Annotated in this window: 15 protein-coding genes; 6 read left to right on the top strand and 9 right to left on the bottom strand. The window is 69.9% G+C overall.

The window, feature by feature from the left end:
• Positions 1-877: 877 nt before the first annotated feature.
• From ACSDR0_RS23020 to ACSDR0_RS23005, 4 genes are all read right to left on the bottom strand, one after another.
• Positions 878-2,137, bottom strand: coding sequence for a class I SAM-dependent methyltransferase (locus ACSDR0_RS23020; protein ID WP_435290936.1), 1,260 nt, complete (start codon positions 2,135-2,137; stop codon positions 878-880).
• Between the two features lie 14 nt (positions 2,138-2,151).
• The gene (locus ACSDR0_RS23015) at positions 2,152-3,510 is read right to left on the bottom strand and encodes an FAD-binding protein (RefSeq protein ID WP_435290935.1); all 1,359 of its coding nucleotides are present in this window, start codon (positions 3,508-3,510) and stop codon (positions 2,152-2,154) included.
• A gap of 109 nt (positions 3,511-3,619) precedes the next feature.
• Positions 3,620-4,600, bottom strand: coding sequence for an NAD(P)-dependent oxidoreductase (locus ACSDR0_RS23010; protein ID WP_435290934.1), 981 nt, complete (start codon positions 4,598-4,600; stop codon positions 3,620-3,622).
• 147 nt (positions 4,601-4,747) lie between these two features.
• On the bottom strand, positions 4,748-6,418 hold the full coding sequence (locus tag ACSDR0_RS23005; protein ID WP_435290933.1) for a serine/threonine-protein kinase: 1,671 nt from the start codon (positions 6,416-6,418) through the stop codon (positions 4,748-4,750).
• A gap of 228 nt (positions 6,419-6,646) precedes the next feature.
• Here ACSDR0_RS23005 and ACSDR0_RS23000 point away from each other — a divergent pair, with 228 nt between their 5' ends.
• The 4 genes from ACSDR0_RS23000 to ACSDR0_RS22985 all read left to right on the top strand — a co-directional run bounded on the left by ACSDR0_RS23000 (position 6,647) and on the right by ACSDR0_RS22985 (position 9,788).
• Positions 6,647-7,780: a CaiB/BaiF CoA transferase family protein gene (locus ACSDR0_RS23000; protein WP_435290932.1), complete on the top strand. Its 1,134-nt coding sequence runs from the start codon at positions 6,647-6,649 to the stop codon at positions 7,778-7,780.
• Between the two features lie 47 nt (positions 7,781-7,827).
• Positions 7,828-8,535, top strand: coding sequence for a nitroreductase family protein (locus tag ACSDR0_RS22995; RefSeq protein ID WP_435290931.1), 708 nt, complete (start codon positions 7,828-7,830; stop codon positions 8,533-8,535).
• A gap of 436 nt (positions 8,536-8,971) precedes the next feature.
• Positions 8,972-9,211, top strand: a complete 240-nt coding sequence (locus tag ACSDR0_RS22990) for a helix-turn-helix transcriptional regulator (RefSeq protein WP_435290930.1) — start codon at positions 8,972-8,974, stop codon at positions 9,209-9,211.
• A gap of 43 nt (positions 9,212-9,254) precedes the next feature.
• Positions 9,255-9,788: a hypothetical protein gene (locus tag ACSDR0_RS22985; protein WP_435290929.1), complete on the top strand. Its 534-nt coding sequence runs from the start codon at positions 9,255-9,257 to the stop codon at positions 9,786-9,788.
• A 105-nt stretch (positions 9,789-9,893) separates the two neighbouring features.
• Here the strand turns inward: ACSDR0_RS22985 and ACSDR0_RS22980 are convergent, their stop codons facing one another.
• Positions 9,894-10,361: a GyrI-like domain-containing protein gene (locus ACSDR0_RS22980; protein ID WP_435290928.1), complete on the bottom strand. Its 468-nt coding sequence runs from the start codon at positions 10,359-10,361 to the stop codon at positions 9,894-9,896.
• A gap of 135 nt (positions 10,362-10,496) precedes the next feature.
• On the opposite strand from ACSDR0_RS22980, the gene ACSDR0_RS22975 reads away from it, so the two are divergent.
• Positions 10,497-11,936: a GuaB1 family IMP dehydrogenase-related protein gene (locus ACSDR0_RS22975; protein WP_435290927.1), complete on the top strand. Its 1,440-nt coding sequence runs from the start codon at positions 10,497-10,499 to the stop codon at positions 11,934-11,936.
• 67 nt (positions 11,937-12,003) lie between these two features.
• On the opposite strand, the gene ACSDR0_RS22970 is transcribed toward ACSDR0_RS22975, so the two are convergent.
• On the bottom strand, positions 12,004-12,171 hold the full coding sequence (locus ACSDR0_RS22970; RefSeq protein ID WP_435290926.1) for a hypothetical protein: 168 nt from the start codon (positions 12,169-12,171) through the stop codon (positions 12,004-12,006).
• A 231-nt stretch (positions 12,172-12,402) separates the two neighbouring features.
• On the opposite strand from ACSDR0_RS22970, the gene ACSDR0_RS22965 reads away from it, so the two are divergent.
• On the top strand, positions 12,403-13,377 hold the full coding sequence (locus ACSDR0_RS22965) for a general stress protein (protein WP_435290925.1): 975 nt from the start codon (positions 12,403-12,405) through the stop codon (positions 13,375-13,377).
• Positions 13,378-13,474: 97 nt separating this feature from the next.
• Here ACSDR0_RS22965 and ACSDR0_RS22960 read toward each other — a convergent pair whose 3' ends face one another.
• The 3 genes from ACSDR0_RS22960 to ACSDR0_RS22950 form a co-directional block, all read right to left on the bottom strand.
• A complete protein-coding gene (locus ACSDR0_RS22960) occupies positions 13,475-14,425 on the bottom strand; it encodes a carbohydrate ABC transporter permease (protein WP_435290924.1) in 951 nt (316 codons plus the stop codon).
• Between the two features lie 55 nt (positions 14,426-14,480).
• Positions 14,481-15,455: a carbohydrate ABC transporter permease gene (locus ACSDR0_RS22955; RefSeq protein ID WP_435290923.1), complete on the bottom strand. Its 975-nt coding sequence runs from the start codon at positions 15,453-15,455 to the stop codon at positions 14,481-14,483.
• An 81-nt stretch (positions 15,456-15,536) separates the two neighbouring features.
• Positions 15,537-16,892, bottom strand: a complete 1,356-nt coding sequence (locus ACSDR0_RS22950; RefSeq protein ID WP_435290922.1) for an ABC transporter substrate-binding protein — start codon at positions 16,890-16,892, stop codon at positions 15,537-15,539.
• Between the last annotated feature and the right edge of the window lie 181 nt (positions 16,893-17,073).

Here is a 17,073-nt window from a genome sequence, read left to right as displayed (position 1 = left end):
CGACACCGCGGCGAGAGCGGACCCGGACACCACGGAGGTCATGAACCTCCGACGCGAGACGGCCACGTGAACTCCTTTCGTCCGGAGCGGCCATCCGTGCTTCACCGCTCCATCCGGGGGGCGGGGGGTGCCGTGCCGGTGGGCCTGCGCGTTCGGCCGTCGCTCCCCTCGCGCGCGAAGAGAGCGGGACCTGACCGGGCGACGGCGGCGGGCACCGGCTCACGACACGGAGGTCGGTCACCGGATCGGCCGGGGCGGAAAGCGCCACGACCTTTCCTTTTGGCCGGAACACGTTCCGGCCAAAAGGAAACCGCACACCAGGGGCACGGGAGCGGCACGCGTCGTCCCCGGCGCGACAGCGGGCTGCCTGCGTCATCCTGACAGGAAGAGATACATAAGCGCAATACTCAGAAACCTTGGTGAAATCTAACGGCATTTTCACGCAAAAGTTTGCGTCCACAATCCGTGGCCGGACCGTTCCAGGAAGGGAGGCGGCGGGCGAACCGGGGCTCAGCGGTTCTCCGGGGCGGATTCCGGCCGCGGCCGGCTCCCCGGGGCCTCCGTGGCGAGCCGGCTCCTCGCGGCCTTCATGGCGAGCCGGCGGCCGAAGACGGGGTCAAGCACCCACGAGCCTGCGGCCGAAGAGGGGGGCAAGCGCCCACGAGACGGCCCGGCTGAACACGAGAGGGCCCGGCTGAGCACGAGGCGGCCCGGCTGAAGCGGAAACCGTACGGCCCCCGTCACGAGATCTCGCGGCGGGGGCCGTACGGTCCGGCGTGAACGCGTCCGCGTGAGCGCTCGCGCGAATTCTCGTATGGGAACACCCCATATGAGCGTCTCTCGCGCGAAGACGTGCCGCGTGAGCGTTTTTCCGGCGTCAGGGCCAGTCGATCGAGGGGCGGAGCGGGACGTCGGCCGTGCCGTCGTCGTTGAGCTTCACCCCAAGGACCTGGTGGAGCTGGATCTTGTTGCGTTCGAAGCCGACCACGCAGGCCGCCATGTAGAGGCGCCAGACCCGTGCCGTACCCTCGCCGACCTCCTGGACCGCCTCGTCCCAGTGCTCGTCGAGGTTGGCGCACCAGTAGCGGAGGGTCTGCGCGTAGTGCTCGCGCAGGTTCTCCTCGTGGCGGATCTCGAAACCGGTGTCCTCGATCTGCCTGGCCAGGTAACCGACCGACTCCAGCTCACCGTCGGGGAAGACGTAGCGGTTGATGAAGCCGCCGGCGTTGAGGGTCTTCTCCGTGCCCGTCGGGCGGGTGATGCAGTGGTTGAGCAGCCGCCCGCCGGGGACGAGCTTGTCGTACAGGAAGCGGAAGTAGAAGGGCAGCTGCTCCTTGCCGATGTGCTCGGTCAGGCCGATCGAGCTGACGGCGTCGAAGCCGGTCTCCGGCACGTCGCGGTAGTCCATGTGGCGGACCTCGGCGAGCTCGCCGAGACCGGCCTCCGCGATGGCCTTCTGCGCCCACTCGGCCTGCTGGCGCGAGAGCGTGACACCCAGCGCCTTGACGCCGTACTCGCGGGCGGCGTGAATGACCATGCCGCCCCAGCCGCAGCCGACGTCCAGCAGCCTCATGCCGGGCTTCAGGTCCAGCTTGCGGGCGACGAGCTCGAACTTGGTGAGCTGCGCCTCCTCCAGCGTGGACTCCTGCTCGGGGAAGACCGCGCAGGTGTAGGCCATGGAGGGGCCGAGCACCCACGAGTAGAACTTGTTGGAGACGTCGTAGTGGTGGTGGATGGCCTCGGCGTCGCGCTGCTTGGCGTGCCTGCTGCCCATCCGGGCGAGCATGCTGCGCCGCACCTCCTGCGGGGGCGGCGGCATCCGCGTCAGCAGCGGCCGCACCCCGAGGGCTCGGATGGCCGCGAGCTTCTGCCCGACCGGGATGTCGTTGACGGTGAGTGACCACATGCGGGACAGCAGGGTGTACATGTCCCCATCTACGTCGAGGTGTCCGGACACGTACGCTCTGGCCAGACCCAGCTCTCCGGGAGCCTGTGCCAGATACGCGACGGCCGCCGGGGTCTTCACCTCGACGCTGATGTCGGCGGCGGCCGACCCTGCCTTGCTTCCGTCGTAGGCGACGAAGCGCACGTCCGCCTCGGGCCCCATGACCTTCTCGAAGATCTCTGCGAGCAACACAGAAACACCCTCTCTTAACGCCCCCGAACACACTTGTCGTAGAGGTCGAGCAACCGGCCACCCCCGTCGTATGCCCGCTTGACCGGCCAGTAGGCGGTTCCGTTATAAAACCGCCAGAATTCATCTTCCGGGTAGAACGAAGTGGAGTACAGCGATTTATGTCCCTCCAGCTCGTGGACCCGGTTCTCGATCAGACGGTTGTGGTAACCGTCGAACTGCCCCCTGGGGAGCGGCACCGTTCCCCAGAAGCCGAAGTTGACGTAGAGCCGTCCCGGCTCCAGCGGGTAGAGCGGCCACTCGCCCGTGGACCTCAGCGGGCACATCCAGACCGGCGCCATCCCGACCTTCTCATGGAAGAACTCCAGGAACTCGGCACCGCGCTCGACGGGCACCTCGATGTCCTGGATGACCGACTCCTGCACCGGCAGGTCGCGCCAGCGGTCGACCCTGGCGATAACCCCGTACTTGCGGTCGAGGCCGACGAGCCTGCGGTAGACGTCGGAGCGCATCCACTTGCGCGGCATCAGGGACCGCACCAGCGCGGTCTGCACGCCGAAGGCGCGCGAGCACCAGAACCAGTCGGTGTCCCAGCGCCACAGGTAGTCGCGGACGGTCAGCCAGTCGCGGGTCCTGGTCTGGATCGACCGGTAGTAAATGCGCATCCCCGTGTAGTCGGAAAGATACGGGGCACGCTCGGCGAAGCGGCCCACCGTGATGTAGAGCTCACCGGGGCCGAAGAACGTGCCGTCGACGAAGTCGACGCGCTCACCCTCGTACTCGCCGCGCTCGCAGATCTCGCGCATCGCGAGCATGCACTTGTCGGCGTCGCCGAACGGGATGTGGGTCAGCTTGACGTACGGCTGGACGCGTTTGAGTTTGATCCGGATCCGCAGGGCGTAGCCGAGCGTGCCGTAGGAGTTGGGGAACGCGCGGAACAGGTCGCGGTGCTCGTTGTCGTCTCGGGCCACGACGATCCGGCCGTCGCCGGTGAGGATTTCCAGCTCCTCCACCGACTCGTGCGGCAGCCCGTCCCTGAAGCTGGTGGACTCGATGCCGAGCCCCGTCACCGCTCCGCCCAGCGTGATGGTCTTCAGCTGCGGCACGACGTAGGGCATGAACCCGTGGGCGAGCGTGGCGTCCACCAGGTTCTCGTAGGTCGTCATCCCCTGGACCTCGGCGGTCATCGTCACCGGGTCGACCTCGATGACCTGGTCCAGATCCCTGGCCGACAGCTTCGCCGACCGGGCGCCGTCCCTGAACCGGAACAGGTTCGTGGTGGCCTTGGAGAGCCGGGGCACCGCGTCGCCCGGGATGGCGGCGTAGGACTCCCTGATCTGCTCCACCGCCTGCCGGTGCGCCGCCATCTCTGTCATCTGTCGCACGGTGATCACCCCCATGACCTCGTTGGAAAGATCGCCCCTAGGCACGTTATATCTCGGATGTCTCCGGAGCCAGGCGGGGCGCGTTAAACACGAGAAAACTCTACGGCCGTCCTTCTCCCGATCTTCGACCGATCACCGTATCGACCCCGTTGACCACGTTGATCACCGGGCGGCCCTCGATCGCGGCCTCCAGGTTGTCCAGCACGCACCGGATCAGGCGGCCGGTCGACTGAGGGGTCACCCCGGCCACGTGCGGTGAGAGCAGGACCCGGGGACTGCCGCGCAGCGGGTCGTCCGGCGGCGGCGGCTCGGTGTCGAACACGTCGAGCGCGGCGCCGCCCAGGTGTCCCGACTTCAGGGCGGACAGCAGCGCCGCCGAGTCGACCACCTGCCCCCTCGCCGCGTTGACGAGCAGCGAGCCCGCGGGCATCAGGGACGGGTCGATCATCCCCCTGGTCTCCTCCGTCAGCGGGATGACCAGGACGAGCACCTGGGAGCCCGCGACCAGCTCGCCGAGTTCCCGGTAGGTGTAGGGCACCTCGCGCGGCGTGCGGGTCCAGTAGGAGACCTCGCATCCGTGGGCGGCGAACATCCGGGCCGCGGCCTCGCCGATCGGGCCGAACCCGACGATGCCGACGCGCGAGCCGTACAGCTCGGCGGGCCCGAGGTCCAGCTGCGGCCAGTGTCCCGCGCGGACCGCGGCGTCGGCGTCGAGCAGCCGCCGCGACAGCGCGAGAGCGGCGGCGAAACACCACTCGGCCACTCCGATCGCGCTCACCCCCGCGGTGTTGGCCAGCGGCACGCCCGCCGCGGCGAGCGCGGCGAGGTCGTGGCCGTCCACGCCCACGGAGGGTTGCTGCACGAACGCCAGGTTCGGCGCGGCCCGGACGGCCTCGGCGTCCAGGGCGAGCCCGCCGCTCCAGTCACCGACCACGATCTCGGCGTCGCCGATGGCCGCGAGCAGCGACTCCCGGTCGCGGGCCGCGGGAACCGACACGGCGACCCGGTCGCCGAGCGAACCGAGCAGGTTGCGCACCGCCTCCTCGGGGAGTGGCGGCAGCGCGAGCACCTTCCAGGGCATGTCACTCGCCTCCATGGGGACGAAGACCGCCGGGCACGCGGCCCGGACGTCTTTCTGTCATGTCACTCGCCTCCAGGGGCTTCGGGGGTTCGGGAGCTTCGGGGAAAAAGGCCGTCGGACGGGCGGCCCGAACGCCCTCCGGTCACGTCACTCGCCCCCACGAGGGTGGAAGCTGTCGAACACGCGGGTCATGAGGGCCTGCTGGGCGACCCAGTCGGCGTCGTGGGTGGTCCAGCTGAGCACCATGACCGAGTCTCCCACCTCGACGAACCTCCGCACCTCGTGGTAGGTCACCCCGGCCTTGGCCCAGGGGGCTCCCCCGTTGTCCCTCATGGTCCAGGTGAACTCCCACTGGAGCCCGGCCCCGTAGGCGAGGGGGATGTTGGCCGTGTCCTCGGAGTGGATCTCGCTCCACTGGGCCACGTTCTCCTTGACGGTCTCCTGGAGCGCCTCCAGACCGTTGGCGGTTCCCTCCAGCGGTTCCACCGACAGGTGGGCGGCCCCGTCGCGGCGCAGCCACTGGGTGTAGCCCGTCTCGGCCGCCCAGTCGCCGTTCCAGCCGGCCGGGTAGCTGATGGACCAGTTCTCCGGGGGGCGGGCTCGCCACGTCTTCAGCCCTCCGGCGGGCGCCGCCGTCCTGGTCCTGGTGGGCGTGGGGGTGGGGGTCGGGGTGGGGGTCTCCGACGCGGTCTCCTCCGTCGGCTCCGGCGTGGCCTCGGGGACCGTGGGCACGGCGCGCGCCACCGGCTGCTGCTCGGTCCGCGACATCGCCACGGCCGCCGCGGTGCCCACGGCGGCCAGGACCACGATGGCTCCCACGATCAGCGGGAGCCGCCCTCCCCTCCGGCGTCCGGACACCGCGGGGCGTCCGGACACCGCGGAGGCCCCGGTCTCGCGCCTGTCGTGGGGGGTCTTGCCGATGCGGCTGAAGCCCTCCTCCGTATGGCTCGGGGTCGCTCCCGTACGGCGGCCCTGAGGGCCTCCCGCACGGTGGACGGCGGTCTCCCCCGTGCGGCGGGCCGCGGTCGACGGGTCGTTGATGACCTCCGCCAGCATGGCGTCGGCCTGCTGCACGGTCAGCCGGTGGGCGGGCTCGCGCTGGAGCATGCCGGTGAGCACGGCGCGCATCTCCAGGGGCACCCTGCCGAAGTCGGGCTCCTCGGTGAGGAGCGCGCCGAGGGTGGAGATGGCGTCGCGGCGCTCGAAGGGCCCCTGACCCACCATGGCCGCGTAGAGGGTGGCGCCGAGTGCCCACAGGTCGGACCAGGGGCCGGCGTCGACGCCGGTGGCGCGCTCGGGCGGCAGGAAGCTGGGCGAGCCCGTCACCATGCCGGTCTGGGTCAGCGAGGTGTCGCCCTCGATGGTGGCGATGCCGAAGTCGGAGAGCACGGCGCGGCCCTCGGCGTCCAGCAGGATGTTGCTCGGTTTGACGTCGCGGTGCAGGATCCCGGCCTCGTGGGCCGCGCGCAGGGCCGACAGGACCTGGCGGCCGATGTCGGCGACCTGGCGCACCGGCAGCAGGCCGACCTCGTCCAGCCCGCGCGCCCTGACCAGCTCCATGACGATCCAGGGGCGGCCGTCCTGCTCCGCCACGTCGTAGATCGCCACGATGCCCCGGTGGTTGAGCCTGGCCGCGGTCCTGGCCTCGCGGGAGGTGCGGGTCAGCTGGACCTGGTGCTCGGCCGGGGAGAGGTTGGGCGGCAGGAGCACTTCCTTGACGGCGACCGAGCGGTTGAGGAGGGTGTCGTAGCCCTCCCACACGACGCCCATCCCTCCCCTGCCGAGCTCCCGTAGCAATCGATAGCGCCCAGCGACCACCCGTTCACTGTGCGGATATGTCATCGCAAAACCCCTAGGTCCCATTCGGAGAGGGCGCAAGTTTCCCATACGCGCGCGAGCACTACGCGACTCCTCGCGATGTGTCTTGCCATAGAAAGCCGAATGTTGTTCTACTTGGGCGGGAGGGACGGCAGTGCTCACCACCAAGCGGTCGCCGGTGTACGCCGTACCCGACGAGCGCCGGCGACGTACCCGAGGAGAATGTCGATGGAGCACGTGACCAGGAAGGGCCCGCTGGCCGGAGTCCGCGTGCTCGAACTGGCGGGGCTGGCTCCCGGGCCGTTCGCCGGGATGATGCTGGCCGACCACGGGGCCGAGGTGCTGCGCGTCGAGCGCGCGAGCGTCGTCGCCAAGGCCGGGGACAGGCCACGCCCCGACGTGATGGACCGGGGCAAACGGACGGTCGGCCTGGATCTGAAGTCCCCCGAGGGGGTGGCCGCGTTCAAGGAGCTGGCCCGCCACGCCGACGTGGTCGTCGAGGTCTTCCGGCCGGGGGTCGCCGAGCGCCTCGGCATCGGCCCGGCCGACCTGCACGCGGTCAACCCGCGCCTGATCTACGGGCGGATGACCGGCTGGGGCCAGGACGGCCCGCTCGCGCCGACCGCCGGGCACGACATCGACTACATCGCCGTCTCCGGCGTGCTGTCGATGCTGGGCCGCGCGGGCGAGCGCCCCACCCCGCCGATCAACATCCTCGGCGACTTCGCCGGGGGCGGCCTCATGCTCGCGTACGGCGTGCTGCTGGCGCTGATCGAGCGGGAGCGGACCGGCGAGGGCCGGGTGATCGACGCCGCCATGGTGGACGGCGCGGCGACGCTGTTCGCGATGTTCCACCACGGCGTGCAGACCGGCGGCTGGGGCCCGCGCGGCACGAACCTGCTCGACACCGGCGCGCCCATGTACGACACCTACGAGACCGCCGACGGCCGGTACGTGGCCGTCGGCGCGCTGGAACCGCAGTTCTGGGCGGAGATGGTCACCCTGATGGGCCTGGAGGACCTGCCCGACCGCAACGACAGGTCGCAGTGGCCCGCGCTCCGCGAGCGGCTGGCCGAGGCGTTCCGGTCCAGGACCCGCGCCGAGTGGGAGGCGGTGTTCGACGGCTCCGACGCCTGCGTCTCCCCCGTGCTCGAGGGGGGCGAGGCGGCGGACCACCCGCACAACAAGGCCAGGGGCATGTTCGTCGAGGTCGGCGGGGTCAGGCAGCCCGCACCCGCGCCGCGCCTGCTCGGCGTGCCCGAGCAGGACCTCTCCCCCTCCACCCGGCTGGCGGACCTGTCCTCCTGGGGCCTGTCCGACGAGACCGCGGCGCGCCTGCGCGAAGCCGGGGTGCTGGCCTGATGGGTGACAGTCCCACGAATACCGATGACACGGACAGCAAGGAAGGCATGGTGGACATGACGGGCACGAGCACCGGAGACGCTGAGCACGGGGCGGCGGGAATGGACGTTTTCGAGGCCCTCTACACGACCAGGGCGATGCGCAGGGTCAAGCCGGACCCGATCCCCGAGGAGGTCCAGCGGAGCATCCTGGACGCCGCGGTCCGTGCGCCCAGCGGCGGCAACGTGCAGAGCTGGCGTTTCCTGCTCGTCGACGACCTCTCGGTGAAGGAGCGGCTCGGCCCCCTCTACCGGGACGCGCTCGGGCGGCTCTTCGAGGGCCACTACCGGCCGATGCGCGAGAGGGCCGAGGCCGAGGGCGACACCCGCACGCTCAGCGTCCTGAAGTCGTCCCAGCACCTGGCCGACAACTTCGAGGGCTATCCGCTGATGCTGTTCGCGTTCGTCCGCAACGACCCCTCCGGCGGCTCGATCTTCCCCTCGGTGTGGAGCGCGCAGCTGGCCGCCCGCGCCCACGGGGTGGGCAGCGCGCTGACCAGCGTGCTCGGCATCTTCCACGCCGAGGAGACGCTGCGGGTGCTCGGCGTGCCCGAGGACAAGGGCTGGACCCTGGTCTGCACGGTCACCTTCGGCTACCCGACCGGACGCTGGGGCGTGGCGCCCCGCCGCCCGGCGCACGAGGTGAGCTACCGCAACCGGTGGGGCCAGGACGTGGGCTTCGAGATTCCCGAGCCCCTGTGGGGGCGTGAGGATTGAGCCCGGCGGCCCGGAGCCGTCCACCCGCTCAACGAGACAGCCTCCCCTGAGGCTCCGGCGCGTCCCCTCGGGCCGCCCGGCCGGACGCGTGAACGCGCACCCGGCCGGGCGGCCCGGCTTTTTCTCCGGCCCGCCCCGGCCAACCCGGACGACCCGATCGACCCGGACGACCTGCCAACCCGAACGCCCCGACCGGCCTGAGCAGCGCGAGCAGCGCGATCAACCCGGTGGACCCGGCCGGGCCGGGCACGATCTCGCCGATCTGATCGGCCTGCTCACGAGTGAGGCACCCAGCACAGTCATACCCCTCTTTGTCGTAGGTGTTGATTTGAATGTAGTAGGTGTACTACATTCATTCACATGAGTACTGCATCACGTATCCACGCCCCGGCCCCGCCGCCGGCCGCGCGGCTCTTCTGAGCACGGGAAGGCCGCCATGTCAGCGGAAGACGTCTACAACCGGATCTCGGTGCTGAGAGCCGAGCGCGGGATCTCGCGCAAGGATCTGGCGGCGGCACTGGGAGTCCACTACCAGACGATCGGTTATCTGGAGCGCGGCGAATACAGCCCGAGCCTGTTCCTCGCCATGCGCATCGCCGAACACTTCGAAGTGCCGCTGGAAGTCGTTTTCTCACTCAAACCGTTCCCCCGGCTCGGCAGCGGCCAGGCCGGTTGACCCCCTCTCCGGCCGGAAGGCCGGGTCTCCCCGGAGGTATTCGATGAACACGTGGAAGGAAAGCTGGCGCCAGAGCCGTGTGGAGGCCCTGCAGAGCGACTACCTGCCCGGCTGGTACGCCACCCGGGGCCGCAGGCGGCTGATCGCCTCGGCGGTGGCCCTCTCGCTGGCACTCCTGTGGGCGGACGTCGCCGTCTCCTGGGCGAGCGCGCCGAGTGACGGCAACGACCTGTCCGACTTCGCGCTCCTGGCGCTCAGCGGGCTCATCTACTTCCCCGCCGTCTCGTTGCTCAACGTCGCCACCCGCGGCGTCGTCGAGCTGTCCGAACGCGACCTGGACGAGCGCCAGGTGGGCGAGCGCCTGCGGACCGTCGCCCTCGCCCACCGGGGAACGACGGGCATCCTGGTCGCCGTCTTCGTCCTGGCCCTCGTGGCGGGCATCTCACAGGGCCGCGACTACTCCATGCCAGGGGACGCGTTCTTCTCCCTCGCGCTCGCCCTGATGCTGACGCACTTCGTGCTTCCGCTGGTCGTCTCCAGCTGGCGGCTGCCCGACCCGCCCGGCGATGACGACTGATCCCCTCCCGGCGGGCGGCCCGGCCGGGAGGGGCCCCAGCACGAGCGGGCGTGCCCCCACCGGCGGTGGGGGCACGCCCGCTCGGCGTACCGGGAACGGTCCCGCTCAGCGCATCGGGGACAGGACCGCCGCGTATATGTCGGCGCCCCCCGGGTGGTGCACCTCCACGTCGGTGGTGAAGGCCCTCGGCGGGGTGCCACCCGACTCGGTGTGCTTCCACAGCTGCTGCCACGCCTCCAGCAGGACGCCCGGCATCGGCCCGCGGGCCTCGATCTTCAACGACGGCACCCCTGGCACCCGTACCGCCACCATGCCCTCGGGCAGTGCCGCGGCGCTGCGCACCGCGACCCCGACGACCTGGGTGTAAGCACCGTGGTGGTCACTCTCATAGTCGGTGAGCACCGCGTAGATGTTCTCGTCGACCCGTCCCGGCACATGGGCGAAGGCCCCGGGGGATCCCGCCCGCGCCCAGAGCGCGCCGAGCCTCCCCCGGCCCGGCTCCATCTCGTCGGCGTTCGACGTCCGTACGGCATGACCTACGACGAGCATCTCGGGCCGATCAACCACGATCACAATGCCTCCTCATGGCCATCCACTTATTCGCGCAAACCGGATCTTAGCCTCCGGCCCGACCTGCCCGGTCCTCTTCGGGGACCTGGAAAAGGGGAACGCTCATCTCTGGCAATTCACGGGATAAGGTGGACCAACGTGAGATTTCTCAATGAGATGGCACCGGCCTACGACCTGACCTACAGCGACGTGTTCATGGTCCCGTCGCTCTCCTCCGTCGGCTCGCGGCTCGCCGTCGACCTCTCCAGCCGGGACGGCACCGGAACCACCGTCCCCATCGTGGTCGCCAACATGACGGCGGTCGCGGGACGGCGGATGGCCGAGACCGTCGCGCGGCGGGGCGGGATCACCGTGATCCCGCAGGACATCCCGATCGACGTGGTCGCCGACGTCGTCGACTGGGTCAAGAAGCGCGACCTGGTCCACGACACACCGCTGACACTCACCCCGCACGACACCGTCGGAGAGGCGCTCAACCTGCTGCCCAAGCGGGCCCACGGCGCGATCATCATCGTCGACTGGGACAACCGCCCGGCCGGCGTGGTCACCGAGAGCGACTGCTCCGGCGTGGACATGTACACCCAGCTGTCCCAGGTGATGTCCGACCACCTGCTCACACTGCCCGCCGGGCTCGACCCTCGCCAGGCCTTCGACCGCCTTCACGAGGGCCGCCACCGGCTCGCCCCGGTCGTGGACGCGGACGGCCGGCTGGTCGGCATCCTGACCAGGACGGGCGCGCTGCGCGCCACCCTGTACCGGCCCGCCGTGGACGACTCGGGCAGGCTCCGCATCGCGGCGGCCGTCGGGGTCAACGGCGACGTGGCCGCCAAGGCCAAGGAGGTGCTCGACGCCGGGGTGGACTGCCTGGTCGTGGACACCGCCCACGGCCACCAGGAGAAGATGATCAGTGCCCTGAGGGCGGTCCGCGCGCTCGGCCCGGACGTGCCCGTCGCGGCGGGCAACGTCGTCACCGCGGAGGGCGTGCGGGATCTCGTCGAGGCGGGGGCGGACATCCTGAAGGTCGGCGTCGGCCCGGGGGCCATGTGCACCACCCGGATGATGACCGGCGTGGGCCGCCCGCAGTTCTCCGCCGTGCTGGAGTGCTCCGCCGAGGCCCGCAGGCTGGGCCGCCACGTGTGGGCCGACGGCGGTGTCCGCCATCCCCGGGACGTGGCCCTGGCCCTGGCCGCGGGAGCGTCCAACGTGATGATCGGCTCGTGGTTCGCGGGCACCTACGAGTCGCCCGGCGACACCCGTACCGCCGCCGACGGGCGCAAGTACAAGGAGAATTTCGGCATGGCCTCCGCCCGCGCGGTGAGGCTGCGCACGGCCGAGGACTCCCCCTTCGACCGGGCGCGCAAGGCGCTGTTCGAGGAGGGCATCTCCACGTCCAGGATGTATCTCGACCCGGCCATGCCCAGCGTCGAGGACCAGATCGACGCCATCGTGGCCGGCCTGCGCTCCTCGTGCACCTACGCGGGCGCCTCCACCCTGGAGGAGTTCCACGAGCGCGCGGTGGTCGGCCTCCAGAGCTCGTCCGGCTACACCGAGGGAATGCCGCTCCACCAGAGTTGGTGATCGGCCCGGACGCGATCCGCCAGAAGGAGCGCGGCGCCGCCGTACGCGTGGCGCCCGCTCCCGCCGGTCACCTCTCGCGGGTCCGCGGCGCGTGCTCGTCGGGATCGGGGGGCGTGCCGGGTCCGCGGCGGTCGTCCCGCCGCGACGGCCTGCTCTGGTAACGGGTGAGTCCGTACACCGCCGCGAAAGCCACGACCACCAGAGACACCTCCACTATCACGATGAATGCGATCATTTTCGATTCCTTCGTGACTCCGACACCGATGCCCTGCATCCGCCCTCACCTGCGCCGTCTCGTGAAAACCCTAACGGTAAGCCCTTACCGATGTCCAAATTGTCGGTATTTCTTTTACCGTTCCCGGGGTTCGCCGCCGTGGAGAGATCCCTGGGAAGGACGCGCATCCTCCTACGGTCACGGGGTAGTCGGCTCGTCGAGCCATCCCCCACCCCCGAAAGGCGAGCGGACATGAATGGAACGCCCACCGGCCTGGACACGCAGGTCGTCGTGGACCGGAGGGTCCTGGCAGGTTACGACAACTACCTCGCGGCGCAGCGAACCGTGGACGGGCTCTCCGACGCGGGATTTCCCGTCGAGAACGTGGCGATCGTCGGCAGCGACCTGAAACTTGAGGAGACCGTCACCGGCAGGATGACCAACGGGCGGGCCGCGCTCACCGGTGCCGGGAGCGGCGCGGCCTTCGGCGCCGTGGTGGGGATGTTCCTCGGCCTGTTCACCTCGACCACGCTGTCGTTCTTCGTGCTCGTGCTCTGGGCGGCCCTGTGGGGTGCCGTGATGGGCGCCGCGTTCGGGTTCATCAACCACATGTTCACCGGCGGCAAGCGGGACTTCGCCTCGCGCAGCGCGATCGTCGCCGGCCGTTACGACGTGCTGGTCGCGGCCTCGCACATGGACCACGCGCGAGCCATCCTGGAGTCGACCCCCGGTCCGGCCGACACCATGGTGGTCGAGGTTCCCCCGTCCGCCGGCCTGTACGACCCCGCCGCCGCCGGAGCCACCTCCCCCGGGAACACCGTCCCGCGGACGCCCGGCACCGACGTTCCCCCGCAGCCGACCGCCCCGGACATCTCCGGCCGTCCGGTCACCTCCGACCTGCCCCCGCAGCCGGTCATCCCCGACCACGCCGCGCGACCGGCCACCGCGGACCTTCCGGCCCGCCCCGACGTGCGGGACGTCCCGGACGCCCCGGACCTCTCCGGCCGTCCGGTCACCGCGGACGACGTCGCCCCCGCGTCACCGAGCACCCCGAGCACCCCGAGCGCCTCACAGAACACCTCGCCCAGCACCCCGAGCGCCTCACAGAGCACCCCGCCGGGCAGCGAGGAGTGGCCCGGCACCGCCGAGCAGCAGATCCCCGCGCAGCCGGCCTCTCCCGACCGCCCCGCCGCCCGTTCTGCCGGTTCCGAGCGGCCCGCCTCCTGAGGCGCCTCGCGAGAAGTGCCCGGAAACCATCCGGCGGGCGCCCCGATCCGGGGCGCCCGCCGGGAGGTGGACGTGGGAGAGCCCGAAGCGGGCGGGGTCAGCCCTTGACGCTTCCGGCGAGCAGGCCGCGCACGAAGTAGCGCTGCATCGACAGGAAGACGAGCAGCGGGATGACCAGCGAGACGAACGCCCCCGAGGTCAGGCGCTGCCACTCGTTGCCCTTGGTACCGGCCATCTGTGCCAGCCGTACCGTCATCGGGGCGCTCTCCGGGGTGCCCCCGGCGAAGATCAGGGCCACCAGCAGGTCGTTCCAGACCCAGAGGAACTGGAAGATCGCGAAGGTGGCCAGCGCGGGCCCGACCAGCGGGAGGACGATCGTGCGCAGGACCTTCCCGTGGCTGGCCCCGTCGACCCTGGCCGCCTCTATCAGCTCGCCGGGAAGCTCGGACATGAAGTTGTGCAGCAGGAAGACGCCCAGCGGCAGCGCGAAGCAGGTATGCGCGAACCAGACCTGGATGAACCGGGCGGGGCCCTCCAGATCCCAGGCGGGCATCAGCTGAAGGCCGAAGACGGACACGCCCTCGGAGAAGAACGACAGCAGCGGGACGAGCGACATCTGCAGCGGCACGATCTGCAGCGCGAAGATGCCGATGTAGATCCACTCGCGCCCGCGGAACGGCAGCCAGGCCAGCGCGTACGCGGCGAAGGTGGCCAGGGCCAGCGGGAAGAGCACCGACGGGATCGTGATGACGATCGAGTTGATCAGGAAGCTCATCATCTGGCCGGAGGACGAGGAGGTGCCGAACAGGACCTCCTGGTAGTTCTCCAGCGTGAGCTGCGGGCTGGAGAAGAACGTCCACCAGCCGCTGGACTTGATCTGGTCCTCCGGGCGCAGCGAGGACAGCAGCAGGCCGAAGGTCGGCGTGGTCCACAGGATGGCGATCACGATCGCGACGGCGCTGGCGACCCTGCCGCTCAGCCTCCGCCGTACGCGCTGCGGGGCGGTCGTCGTCTCGGGCCGCACCATGGTCTGGGTCAACGTGGCCATGTGGACTCCTTCACCCGCCGCGTGCTCACGGCGCCGGGCCGGCCTGCTCGCCCGGTCACCTGAGAGCCTCTCTGCGCTGGCGGATCTGGTAGATCACGATCGGGGTCACCAGGACGAACAGGAAGACCGCGAGGGCCGCGCCCTTGCCCGTCTCGCCGTACCGGAACGCCTGGTTGTACATCTCGTTGGCGATGACGCTGGTGTCGAACTGGCCGCCGGTCATGGTGCGGACGATGTCGAACAGCTTGAGCGTGCCGATCGACTGCGTGACCAGGACCACGACCACGGCCGTGCGGATCGACGGCAGCGTCACCCGGAAGAACATCTGCACCGGGGTCGCCCCGTCCAGCCGGGCGGCCTCGATGATCTCGGCGGGGATTCCCTTGATCGCGGCGGAGAGCACCACGGTGGCGAACCCCGCCTGGATCCAGACCATGACCACGATCAGGAACAGCGTGTTGAGCGGCGCCTCCTGGAGCCACTGCTGCGGCTCGCCGCCGAAGGCGACCGTGATCTGGTTGAGCAGGCCGATCTGGTCCTGCTCCTCGGAGCGGTAGGCGTAGACGAAGCGCCAGATGATGCCCGCGCCGACGAAGGAGATCGCCATCGGCAGGAAGACCAGCGACTTGGCGAGCGACTCGAAGCGGGTGCGGTCGACCAGGACGGCGTAGACCAGCCCGACCGAGGTCACCAGCAGCGGGACGAGCAGCACCCAGACGAGGGTGTTGCGCAGGACGGTCACCGCCTCGGGCTGGGTGAACATCCAGGCGTAGTTCTCCAGGCCGACCCACTGCTTGCCGTCACCGCTCATGAAGGACAGCAGGGTGGTCCGCACGGCCGGTACGACCAGGCCGATGGCGAGGAGCAGGAGGGCGGGCAGGAGCAGGATCGTGGCGTGGGTCCACGCGCGCCGCCGCATCGGAGCGCGGTCGACCAGAAGCAGGACCACCGCGACCACCACGAGGAACGCGGCGACGCCGATCAGCAGTTGGACGAGTTTGGGCAGTTCGGCGGCGAAGTCGAAGTCCATCGGAGGATCTCCCGGAAGGATCGGGCCGGGCGGACGACGGCCCGGTCCCGCGTCACGCGGGACCGGACTAGTCGGGATATATCAGGACTTAGGCCAGGACGCTTCGATGTAGTCGAGGACCGTCTTGGTGTCCTTGCCGTTGATCCAGTCGGTCATGCCCTTCCAGAACGTGCCCGCGCCGACCGCGGCAGGCATCAGGTCCGAGCCGTCGAAGCGGAAGACCGTGCTCGGGTCCTGGAGCATCTCCATGGAGAGCTTGTCGATCGGGTTCTGGGCGTTGGCCGGGTCGACGCCCTTGCGGGCGGTGACGTAGGTCGCCAGCTTCATGCGGACGGTGGGGAACTCCGCGGAGGCGAGGTAGGCCTGGACCGCCTGGACCTCGGGACGGTCGGCGAAGGCCGCCACGAACTCGCCCGCGCCGAGCACCGGCTTCTTGGCCGGGTCGTTGCCCGGCAGGTAGAAGGCGAACACGTCGCCGTCCTCGGCGACCTTGGTGCCCTCGGGCCAGAAGTTGGCGTAGAAGGACGCCTGGCGGTGCAGGGCGCACTTGCCCTCGGTGATCGGGACGCCGCCCTCCTGGAAGGCGGTGCTGGCGATCGACTTGACCGGGCCGTAGCCGCCGTTGACGAACTTCTCGTTCTTGAGGATCGCACCGACCTTGTCGACCGCCGCGGTGACCTTGGGGTCGTTGAACGGGGTCTTGTGGCTCACCCAGTCGTCGTATCCCTCGGGACCGGCCTCCCTGAGCATGAGGTCCTCGATCCAGTCGGTGGCCGGCCAGCCGGTCGCGTCACCGGACTCGATGCCCGCGCACCACGGCTTGACGCCGGTGCCGGCGATCGTGTTGGTGAGCGTCATGAGCTCGTCCCAGGTCTTGGGGACGGCCCAGCCCTTCTCGGTGAACATCTTCGGCGAGTACCAGACGAAGGACTTCACGCTGGCGCCCAGCGGGGCGCCGTAGAAGGTGCCGTCGACGGTGGAGTACTTGGCCCAGTCCGCCGACCAGCCCTCGGCGGTGAGCTTCTTGACCTCCTCGGAGGCCGGCTTGAGCTTTCCTGCCTTGGCGAAGCGCTCCAGGAGACCTGGCTGGGGGAAGAAGGCGATGTCCGGGGGGTTGCCGCCATCGGCGCGGACCTGGATCTGGGCCTCGAACTCGCCGGTGCCCTCGTAGGTGATCTTCATTCCGACGCAGTCCGCGAACGGCTTCCACGCCTGCTCGAAGAGGTCGGCCTCCGTGTCACGGATCGGCGAGTAGATGCTGACGGTCTTGCCCTCGTGTTTGCCGTACTGGCTGAAGGCGGCGCATTCGGGGGCCGCGCTGCTGCCGCCACCCGCCGATGGCTTGGGCTCCGTGGATCCACAGGCGGTGACGACCAGCGCCAGCCCTATGGTGCCCGCCGCAAGGGCGGTACGCCGAGGCCGAGAGAGGAGCGACATGGAACCTTCCTCCATTTACACAATTGCCGGGGAGTGTGAGAGCGCTCTCTGGAAGAATTGTCTGCCCACCACGCGATGTCAAGAACTGTGATATTACGGTTACAGTCTCATTTTTCTTGACATCATCCTTGCGATACCGTGATGCTCCAGAGAGCGCTCTCACGTGACAGCCGAACAGAAT

The organism is Streptosporangium sp. G11, assembly GCF_051192615.1.
In the GTDB taxonomy this organism is placed as follows: domain Bacteria; phylum Actinomycetota; class Actinomycetes; order Streptosporangiales; family Streptosporangiaceae; genus Streptosporangium.
This window is presented reverse-complemented; position numbering and strand designations above follow the sequence as displayed.

Bases quoted from the DNA above. Each gene is read 5' to 3' on its own strand.
- ACSDR0_RS22995 (WP_435290931.1), top strand. From the start codon at position 7,828: ATGGTGGACATGACGGGCACGAGCACCGGAGACGCTGAGCACGGGGCG.
- ACSDR0_RS23010 (WP_435290934.1), bottom strand. From the start codon at position 4,600: ATGCCCTGGAAGGTGCTCGCGCTGCCGCCACTCCCCGAGGAGGCGGTG.
- ACSDR0_RS22955 (WP_435290923.1), bottom strand. From the start codon at position 15,455: ATGGACTTCGACTTCGCCGCCGAACTGCCCAAACTCGTCCAACTGCTG.
- ACSDR0_RS22965 (WP_435290925.1), top strand. From the start codon at position 12,403: ATGAATGGAACGCCCACCGGCCTGGACACGCAGGTCGTCGTGGACCGG.
- ACSDR0_RS22985 (WP_435290929.1), top strand. From the start codon at position 9,255: ATGAACACGTGGAAGGAAAGCTGGCGCCAGAGCCGTGTGGAGGCCCTG.
- ACSDR0_RS22950 (WP_435290922.1), bottom strand. From the start codon at position 16,892: ATGTCGCTCCTCTCTCGGCCTCGGCGTACCGCCCTTGCGGCGGGCACC.
- ACSDR0_RS22970 (WP_435290926.1), bottom strand. From the start codon at position 12,171: ATGATCGCATTCATCGTGATAGTGGAGGTGTCTCTGGTGGTCGTGGCT.
- ACSDR0_RS22960 (WP_435290924.1), bottom strand. From the start codon at position 14,425: ATGGCCACGTTGACCCAGACCATGGTGCGGCCCGAGACGACGACCGCC.
- ACSDR0_RS22990 (WP_435290930.1), top strand. From the start codon at position 8,972: ATGTCAGCGGAAGACGTCTACAACCGGATCTCGGTGCTGAGAGCCGAG.
- ACSDR0_RS23015 (WP_435290935.1), bottom strand. From the start codon at position 3,510: ATGACAGAGATGGCGGCGCACCGGCAGGCGGTGGAGCAGATCAGGGAG.
- ACSDR0_RS23000 (WP_435290932.1), top strand. From the start codon at position 6,647: ATGGAGCACGTGACCAGGAAGGGCCCGCTGGCCGGAGTCCGCGTGCTC.